The organism is Actinomadura sp. NPDC048032, assembly GCF_040653175.1.
In the GTDB taxonomy this organism is placed as follows: Bacteria; Actinomycetota; Actinomycetes; order Streptosporangiales; family Streptosporangiaceae; genus Spirillospora; species Spirillospora verrucosospora.
The window spans coordinates 1-8621 of record NZ_JBEZJP010000365.1; the positions used below are offsets into that span (position 1 = coordinate 1).

Below are 8621 nucleotides of genomic sequence, written 5' to 3' on the forward strand. Positions count from 1 at the left end.
GTGCTGCAACACCGCCGCCGGGCCCGGACCCACCACCGAGAACCCGCGCGAGGCGGGCCCTGGCGGCGTGACGCGACACCAGCCTATCCGGGGCCCTTCGTGCGGCACGTTTCCTGGCACGGAGGAGAACATGGCGCATGCCATCGAGGCCGAGGGCCTCGTGAAGAACTACCCCGGCGACGTCCGGGCCCTGGACGGCCTGTCGATCACGGTCGGGCCGGGCGAGATCCTCGGGCTGCTCGGCCCCAACGGGGCGGGCAAGTCCACCACCGTCAAGATCCTCACCACGCTGGTCCGGCCGGACGCGGGCTCCGCGGCCGTGGCCGGGCACGACGTGCTGCGCAGGCCCGACAGGGTCCGCCACGTCATCGGCGTGGTGTCCCAGCGGTCCGGCGCCGACCCCGAGGCCAGCGGCCGCGACAACCTCGTCCTGCAGGGCCGCCTCCACGGGATGGGCGGGGCGCGGGTGCGCGGCCGCGCGGCCGAGCTCCTCGCCCGGTTCGGGCTGGACGACGCGGCGGACAGGCCGGTGAAGACCTACTCCGGCGGGATGCGGCGGCGCCTCGACGTCGCGCTCGGCCTCGTCCACCGGCCGCGGGTGCTGTTCCTGGACGAGCCCACCACCGGCCTCGACCCGGAGGCCCGCGCGTCGCTGTGGGCCGAGATCGCGCGGCTGGCGGGCGACGACGCGCTCGCGATCCTGCTGACCACCCACTACCTGGAGGAGGCCGACCGGCTCGCCCGGCGGCTGGCGATCGTCGACCGCGGCCGCGTCGTGGTGGAGGGCACCCCCGACTCCCTCAAGGGCGAGCTGCGCGGCGACGCCGTCCACGTGGAGTGGCGGGAGGCGCCGCCCGAGCCGCCGGTGCGGGAGGCCCTCGGCCGCCTGCCCGGCGTGCGCGAGATCGTCCTGGACGGGCCGCGCCTGAGCGCCCGCGCCGACGACGGCGCGTCGACCGTGCCCGCCGTCCTCGCCGCCCTCGACCAGGCGGGCGTCCCCGCGGCGGCGGCGACCGTCGCGCGGCCCTCGCTGGACGACGTGTACCTGCGCTACGCCGGACGGCGGTTCGCGCGGGCCGACGCACCCGACCCCGCCGAGACCGCTGCCGGAGGCGTCCGATGACCGCGCTCGTGACCGGGACCTGGTGGATGACGCACCGCCGGCTGACCGCGCTGGTGCGCAGTCCCGCCGTCGTCGTCATGACGCTGGCGCAGCCGATGATCTGGCTGTTCCTCTTCGGCCAGCTGTTCAGGAAGGTGGCGGAGCTGCCCGGGTTCGGCGCGCAGTCCTACCTCGACTACATCGTCCCCGGCGTGGTGGTCATGAACGCGGTCTCGCTGAACTCGTTCGCCGGGATGGCGACCATGGACGAGATCGAGCGCGGCACCCTCGACCGGTTCCTCGTCGCGCCGGTGCGGCGCGGCGCGATCGCGAACGCCGGCGTCATCGAGCAGGCTCTCAGCACGGCGTTCCAGTCGCTCGTGATCATCGCGCTGGGCCGGGCGGCGGGCGCGCACTACCCCGGCGGTCCCGGCGGCGTCGCCGTGCTGGTCGCGGCGGCGGTGCTGATCGGCGTGGTCCTCGCCGCGCTGTCCAACACGCTCGCGCTGCTCGTGCGCGACCGCAACACGATCATCGGCCTGAACGTGATGCTGCTGCTCCCGCTGACGTTCCTGTCGTCGGCGTTCATGGCGAAGAGCCTGATGCCGGCCTGGATGCGGCACGTCGCGGCGGGCAACCCGGTGAGCTGGGCCTTGGACGCGTCGCGCGGCGCGCTCGCCGAGGATCCCGACTGGTCCGCCGTCGCGGCGCACGGCGGATGGCTGCTCGTGCTGACCGCGGCCGCGGTCGGGCTCGCGGTCCACTCGCTCCGGAGCTATCAGAAGTCCCGGTGACGGGGGAGAGGCCCGGGGGTTCCGGTGGCTGCGCGCGCCGGGACCCCCCGCCTTCTCTAACGAGTGTCGAGGAAGCGGTCCAGGACGCGGGTCCCGAAGGCGAGGCCGTCCAGCGGGACCCGCTCGTCCACGCCGTGGAACATCCCGAAGTAGTCGAGCTCGGGGCCGAGCAGCAACGGCGCGAAGCCGAAGCTCGTGATGCCGATGCGGTGGAACGACTTCGCGTCGGTCCCCCCGGCCATCACGTACGGGACGGGACGCGCGAGCGGGTCCTCGGCGCGGAGCGCGCCCGCGAGCGCGGCGAACGTCGGGCCCGCCGGGTCGGCGGCGGGGGCCTCCTCGTGGTTGATGAACTCGCGGGTCACCTTCGGGCCGAGCAGCCGGTCGACCGTGGCGAGGAACTCCTCGCCCGTGCCGGGCAGGTAGCGGCCGTCGACCTGCGCGGTCGCCGTGCCCGGCACGACGTTGACCTTGTAGCCGGCGTCGAGCCGGGTCGGGTTCGCCGAGTTGCGGATCGTCCCGGCGAACAGGTGCCCGGCGCGGCCGAGCCGGGCCGCCTCCGCGTCGAGGCGGTCGTGGTCGATGGACGTGCCGAGGGCGTCCGCGAGCCCGTCCAGCAGCGCCCGCACGCCCGGCGTCAGCCGGACCGGCCACTGGTGGGAGGCCAGCCGGGAGACCGCGTGAGCGATCTCGGCGACCGGGTTGTCGGGCGCGGGCTTGGAGCCGTGCCCGGCGGTCCCGCGCGCCGTCAGCCGCATCCAGGTCGTGCCGCGCTCGCCGGTCGCGATCGGGTAGATCCGCGCCCCGCCGGCGTCCACGCTGAACCCTCCGGACTCGCTGATCGCCTCCGTGCAGCCCTCGAAGAACCCGCGGTGCTCGCGCGCCACGTACCGGGACCCGTGCTCGCCGGTGCACTCCTCGTCGGCCAGGAAGGCCAGGACCAGGTCGCCGCGCGTGCGCCGCCCCTCGCGCAGCCGCGCCCGCACGGTCGCGAGCGTCATCGCGAGGCTGCCCTTCATGTCGACGGCGCCGCGCCCCCACACGCATCCGTCGCGCACCTCGCCCGAGAACGGCGGAACGGTCCAGTCGGCCGGATCGGCGGGGACCACGTCCAGGTGGCCGTGGACCAGGAACGCCGGATGGGACGGGTCGGTGCCCGGGACGCGGGCGAGCACGCTCGCGCGGCCCGGCGCCGACTCCACGACCGTCGTCTCGACGCCCGCCTCGTCCAGCAGCCCGGCCACGTGCTCGGCGGCCGGGCGCTCCGGCTCGGCCACCCCCTCGCCCCGGTTCACGGTGGCGAACCTGATGAGGTCGGCGCAGATCGCGGCCGCCTCGGCGCCGGCCCGGTCACCGCCGGTGCCGCCTTCCGTGCCGCCCTCCGCCGTGCCGTCCACCGTGCCGCCGGCCGTCCCGCCCGCCTGCTCGAAGCCCACCGCTGCCCCCGATTCCTTCCCGCGACGAGGCTTCATTCTGCTCCCTCGCCGACCCGTGTCAACGAATGATCAAGTTCGTCTCGATCCGGTTTCGACTCCGTCAGCGCCGTATCCGAACTGCCAGGCTGAGTACGACGCTGCGAGCGTTCCAAGGACCGCGGGCGGCCAAGCGCCCGTGCGCCGAACGACACGGCCGAGGAGGAGCATGACCAGCCTGAGGGGTGCCGGAAGGGGTCTCCGCTTGAACGTCGCGGGTCTCGCGGCGGTGGCGCTGGCCGCGTCGCTCGGCCTGTCGGCCTGCGGCGGGGACGACGCCAAGGCGAGCGACGGTACGTTCACCGTGGGCCACTCCGAGCCGGACCACCTGATGCCCGCCAACACGACCGGCAGCTACGCCTTCGACGTGATCACCGAGCTGTTCGACAACCTGATGGACCTGACCCGGGACGGCAAGGCCGTCCCGCTGGCGGCCGAGTCGGTCACCTCCGCCGACCAGAAGGTCTGGACGATCAAGGTCAGGGCGGGCCAGAAGTTCCACAACGGCGAGCCGGTGACGGCGCAGAGCTTCGCCGACGCGTGGAACCACGCCGCCTACGGGCCGAACGCGATGGGCGCCAACGACTACTTCTCGTACATCAAGGGGTACGCGGACCTGAACCCCGAGGGCGAGAACGCGAAGCCGAAGGCCGACAAGCTCTCCGGTATCGAGGTCGTCGACCAGAACACGCTCAAGGTCACGCTGAACGACCCGTTCAGCCAGTTCCCCCTGCTGCTGACCTACCCGGCGTACGCGCCGATGCCGAAGGCCGGGCTCAAGGACCCCAAGGCGTTCGACGACCACCCGGTCGGCAACGGCCCGTACATGATGGACGGGAACTGGGAGCGCAACAAGCAGGTCAAGCTCGTCGCGTTCCCCGGCTACACCGGGACGCGCAAGCCGAAGAACAAGGGCGTGACCTGGAAGAGCTACTCCAGCGCGGACACCGCCTACACCGACCTGCGGGCGGGCCGGATCGACGTGCTGCAGACCATCCCGTCGGCCAAGGTCCCCGAGGCCAAGCGGCTCCTCGGCGACCGGTTCCTGGCCCGGAAGATGAGCACCACCGACTACCTCGGCCTCCCGGTGTTCGACAAGCGGTTCGCCAACCCCGACCTGCGCAAGGCCATCTCGATGGCCATCGACCGCCAGGGCGTCAACAAGGCGGTCTTCAACGGCAGCTACTTCCCGGCCGACTCGCTGATCCCGTCGATCATTCCCGGGCACCGCGCCAACGCCTGCGGCGAGCTGTGCACCTATGACCCGGCCAAGGCCCGGCAGCTGTTCGACAAGGCCGGCGGATTCTCCGGGACGCTGGAGCTGTACTTCTCCAACGCGCAGCCGACCTACGCCCAGTGGATGCGGATCGTCGCCAACTCCCTGCGCGACAACCTCGGCATCAAGGACATCCAGTTCCGGCAGGTCCCCGCGTCCGACTACTTCTCCCTGCTGAGCGACCGCAAGGAGAAGGGCCCCTACCGGCAGAACTGGGAGGCCGACTACCCGAGCCCGCAGAACTACCTGGAGAACATGTGGGGCTCGGCGGGCAACCGCATGGGCTGGAAGAGCACGGAGTTCGACGACCTCATCGCCAAGGCCAACAAGGCGCCGGACCCGCAGCAGGCCAACGCGCTCTACAACCAGGCCGAGGACGTCGCCATCCGCGAGATGCCGATGATCCCGCTGTGGACGTGGGCGGGCGAGGGCGGCCGCTCCAAGCGGGTGGACAACGTCACGATCACCCCGTTCTCGACGGGTCTGATCGCCACCGAAGTGACGGTGAAGTAGCCGGCGATGTGGCGCTACGTCCTCCGGCGGCTCCTGCAGGCGATCCCCGTCTTCATCGGCACCACGCTGCTCATCTACGCGATGGTGTTCGCACTGCCGGGAGATCCGATCCAGGCGCTCGCCGGGGACAAGCCGGTCCCGGAGAACGTCCTGGAGGTCCTCCGGGACCGCTACAACCTGAACGACCCGCTGCTGGTGCAGTACGCGAAGTACATGTGGGGCCTCGTCCAGGGCGACCTGGGCGAGAACTACACCGGCCAGAGCGTGTCGGAGATGCTCAGCGGGCGCTGGGCGGTGACGGCGCAGCTCGCCCTCACCGCCTGGGTCTTCGAGCTGGTCGTCGGGATCCTGCTCGGCATCTGGGCGGGGCTGCGCCGCGGCCGGTTCGCCGACACCCTCGTCCTCAGCGGGACCACGCTGGTGATCGCGGTGCCGGTGTTCGTGCTCGGCTACGTCGCGCAGCTCCTGTTCGGGCTGCACTGGCAGATCTTCCCCACGGCGGGGACGGACGACGGCTGGCCGATGTCCTACCTGCTGCCCGGGATGGTGCTCGGCTCCCTCGGCCTGTCGTACGTGGCGCGGCTGACCCGCACGAGCCTGTCGGAGAACCTGCGGGCCGACTACGTGCGGACGGCGAACGCCAAGGGGCTGTCGCGGGCGCGGGTGGTCGGCCGGCACGCCCTGCGCAACTCGCTGATCCCGGTGGTGACCTATCTCGGCGTCGACTTCGGGAACATGATGGCCGGCGCGGTCGTGACCGAGGGCATCTTCAACCTGCCGGGCATCGGCGGGCAGGTGTTCGAGTCGATCCAGCTGAAGGAGGGGCCCGTCGTGGTCGGCGCGGTCACCCTGCTGGTGCTGATCTTCCTGCTGGTCAACCTGGTCGTGGACCTGCTGTACGGGGTGCTCGACCCGCGGATCAGGTACGAGTGAGGGGCGCATGACCATCAAGCAGCCGGACGCGGGGCCGCCGGGCGCGGAGCCGGAGCCGGCGCCCGGTCCCGGGGCCCCGGGGACGAGCGCCGCCGCGGTCGCCGTCGCCGGCGGGGCCATCGGCCGGGCCTCGCTGTGGGACGACGCGTGGCACGAGCTGCGGCGCCGCTGGCTCTTCTGGGGATCGGCGGCGGTCCTCGCGCTCGTGACGGTCATGGCCGCGGCGCCGCGGCTGTTCACCTCCACCGGCGTCAACGAGGGCTGCGACGCCAACGACGCCAAGCTCGGGCCGTCCGGCGACCACTGGTTCGGCACCGACCTCGCGGGCTGCGACTACTACGCGCACGTCGTGCACGGGGCCCGCCCGACGCTGCTGATCGGCGTCGCCGTCACCGTCTTCGCGCTGCTGATCGCGCTGCTGTTCGGGCTGCTCGCCGGGTACTACGGCGGCATCGTCGACGCGCTGATCGCCCGGCTGACCGACGTCTTCTTCGGGCTGCCGTTCGTGCTCGGCGCCACCGTGATCCTGGTCGCGTTCCCCTCGCACGGCGTGTGGGCGATGACGCTGGTGCTGGTCCTGCTCGGCTGGACGACGATGATCCGCATCATGCGGGGGCAGGTCATCTCCGTCCGCGACGCCGACTACGTGCAGGCGGCGCGGCTGCTCGGCGCGTCCGACCGGCGGATCATGCTCCGGCACATCCTGCCGAACGCGATCGCCCCGGTGATCGTGGTGGCCACCCTCAACGTGGGGCACGTGATCGTCGGCGAGGCGACGCTGGACTTCCTCGGCGTCGGCCTGCAGTACCCCGAGGTCTCCTGGGGCCTCCAGCTCAACCAGGCGAAGGACTCCTTCGTCGACCACCCGCACCTGCTGATCTTCCCCGCGCTGTTCCTGTCGGCGACGGTGCTGAGCTTCCTGATGCTCGGCGACGCCGTCCGCGACGCCCTCGACCCCAAGCTGCGGTGAGCCGAGACATGACCACGGACCTGAAGGACGACCCGGTTCCCGCCCCGGAGCCGGTGGTGCCGCTCCTGAGCGTCGAGGACCTGCACGTCCGGTTCCGCGTGCGGGACCAGGACGTGCACGCGGTGAACGGGCTGTCGTACACCCTCGCCGAGGGGGAGACGCTCGCGATCCTCGGCGAGTCGGGATCGGGCAAGAGCGTCGCGGCGCAGGCCGTGATGGGCATCCTGGACGTCCCGCCCGCCCGCGTCGAGCGCGGCTCGGTCCGGCTGCGCGGCGAGGAGCTGCTCGGCCTGCCCGAGCGGCGGCGCCGCGCCTACCGCGGCGACCGCATCTCGATGATCTTCCAGGACGCGCTGACCGCGCTGAACCCGGTCTTCACGGTCGGCGACCAGCTCCGCGAGATGTTCCGGGTGCACCGGGGGCTCGGCCGCCGGGAGTCCACGGCCAAGGCCGTGGAGCTGATGGAGCGGGTGCGGATCCCCTCGGCCGCCAGGCGGCTCGGCGACTACCCGCACCAGTTCTCCGGCGGCATGCGGCAGCGCATCATGATCGCGATGGCGCTGGCGCTGGAGCCGGACGTGCTGATCGCCGACGAGCCGACCACCGCCCTCGACGTCACCGTGCAGGCGCAGATCATGCGGCTCCTGGCCGGGCTGCAGGACGAGCTGCGCATGGGCATGGTGCTGATCACCCACGACCTCGGCGTCGTCGCCGGCGTCGCCGACCGGATCGTCGTCATGTACGCGGGGTCGGTCGCCGAGCAGGCGCCCGCCCGGGAGCTGTACGCGCGGCCCGCCCACCCCTACACGAGGGGCCTGCTGGCCTCGGTGCCGCGGCTCGACCGGCGCGGCGGCCCGCTCGTCCCGATCAAGGGGGCGCCGCCGAACCCGGCCGCGCTCCCGCCGGGCTGCCCGTTCCAGCCGCGCTGCCCCCGCGCCGAGGCGCTCTGCGCGGCGGAGCGGCCGCCGCTCGTCACCGTCGCCCCCGGGCACGAGGCCGCCTGCCACTTCGCCGAGGAGGTGCACCGTGCCGGAGCCGAGTGAGGACCCGATCCTGCGGGTCGAGGGGCTCGTCAAGCACTACCCCGTGACCCGCGGCGTCGTGGTCAAGCGCGCGATCGGCCAGATCAAGGCCGTGGACGGGGTCGACCTGGAGCTGCGGCGCGGCGAGACCCTCGGCGTCGTCGGCGAGTCCGGGTGCGGGAAGTCGACGCTGGCCAAACTGCTGCTCGCCGCCGAGCGCCCCACCGCGGGGACGGTCCGCTTCGACGGCCGCGACATCTTCGCGCTGCCGAAGGCGGAGCTGCGGGCGCTGCGCCGCCGCGTGCAGATGGTCATGCAGGACCCCTACTCCTCGCTGAACCCGCGGATGACGGTCGGCGACATCGTGGGGGAGCCGTTCGCCGTCCATCCGGAGGTCGCGCCGAAGGGCGAGCGGCGCGGGCGCGTGCAGGAGCTGCTGGAGCTCGTCGGCCTCGACCCCGGGCACGTCAACCGCTACCCGCACCAGTTCGTGTTCGTCCTCAAGGGGCAGGTCGCCATCACCGTCGGGTCGGAGACCC

The 8621-nt window shown here is 72.6% G+C and carries 8 protein-coding genes; 7 read left to right on the top strand and 1 reads right to left on the bottom strand.

Annotated features, from left to right (window positions below; all coding sequences use genetic code 11):
* The first annotated feature begins 130 nt into the window (after positions 1-130).
* Together AB0C69_RS32865 and AB0C69_RS32870 are read left to right on the top strand one after the other, a co-directional pair.
* A complete protein-coding gene (locus tag AB0C69_RS32865) occupies positions 131-1123 on the top strand; it encodes an ATP-binding cassette domain-containing protein (protein ID WP_360358824.1) in 993 nt (330 codons plus the stop codon).
* Positions 1120-1896 (top strand): ABC transporter permease, encoded by a 777-nt coding sequence (locus AB0C69_RS32870; RefSeq protein WP_360358825.1) that lies wholly within the window; start codon positions 1120-1122, stop codon positions 1894-1896. The genes AB0C69_RS32865 and AB0C69_RS32870 overlap by 4 nt, the downstream gene beginning before the upstream one ends.
* A 56-nt stretch (positions 1897-1952) precedes the next feature.
* On the opposite strand, the gene AB0C69_RS32875 is transcribed toward AB0C69_RS32870, so the two are convergent.
* Positions 1953-3332: a M20/M25/M40 family metallo-hydrolase gene (locus tag AB0C69_RS32875; protein ID WP_360358826.1), complete on the bottom strand. Its 1380-nt coding sequence runs from the start codon at positions 3330-3332 to the stop codon at positions 1953-1955.
* A 241-nt stretch (positions 3333-3573) separates the two neighbouring features.
* On the opposite strand from AB0C69_RS32875, the gene AB0C69_RS32880 reads away from it, so the two are divergent.
* From AB0C69_RS32880 to AB0C69_RS32900, 5 genes are all read left to right on the top strand, one after another.
* The gene (locus AB0C69_RS32880) at positions 3574-5157 is read left to right on the top strand and encodes an ABC transporter substrate-binding protein (RefSeq protein WP_360358827.1); all 1584 of its coding nucleotides are present in this window, start codon (positions 3574-3576) and stop codon (positions 5155-5157) included.
* A gap of 6 nt (positions 5158-5163) precedes the next feature.
* The gene (locus AB0C69_RS32885) at positions 5164-6090 is read left to right on the top strand and encodes an ABC transporter permease (protein WP_345179157.1); all 927 of its coding nucleotides are present in this window, start codon (positions 5164-5166) and stop codon (positions 6088-6090) included.
* Between the two features lie 7 nt (positions 6091-6097).
* The gene (locus tag AB0C69_RS32890) at positions 6098-7060 is read left to right on the top strand and encodes an ABC transporter permease (RefSeq protein ID WP_360358828.1); all 963 of its coding nucleotides are present in this window, start codon (positions 6098-6100) and stop codon (positions 7058-7060) included.
* Positions 7061-7068: 8 nt separating this feature from the next.
* Positions 7069-8103, top strand: coding sequence for an ABC transporter ATP-binding protein (locus AB0C69_RS32895; protein WP_360358829.1), 1035 nt, complete (start codon positions 7069-7071; stop codon positions 8101-8103).
* A partial coding sequence (locus tag AB0C69_RS32900; protein ID WP_360358830.1) for an ATP-binding cassette domain-containing protein occupies positions 8087-8621 on the top strand: 535 nt, incomplete at its 3' end. The genes AB0C69_RS32895 and AB0C69_RS32900, both read left to right, overlap by 17 nt.

Excerpts from the sequence above, each read along its gene's own strand:
- AB0C69_RS32865 (WP_360358824.1), top strand. The coding sequence starts at position 131 with ATGGCGCATGCCATCGAGGCCGAGGGCCTCGTGAAGAACTACCCCGGC.
- AB0C69_RS32870 (WP_360358825.1), top strand. The coding sequence starts at position 1,120 with ATGACCGCGCTCGTGACCGGGACCTGGTGGATGACGCACCGCCGGCTG.
- AB0C69_RS32885 (WP_345179157.1), top strand. The coding sequence starts at position 5,164 with ATGTGGCGCTACGTCCTCCGGCGGCTCCTGCAGGCGATCCCCGTCTTC.
- AB0C69_RS32890 (WP_360358828.1), top strand. The coding sequence starts at position 6,098 with ATGACCATCAAGCAGCCGGACGCGGGGCCGCCGGGCGCGGAGCCGGAG.
- AB0C69_RS32895 (WP_360358829.1), top strand. The coding sequence starts at position 7,069 with ATGACCACGGACCTGAAGGACGACCCGGTTCCCGCCCCGGAGCCGGTG.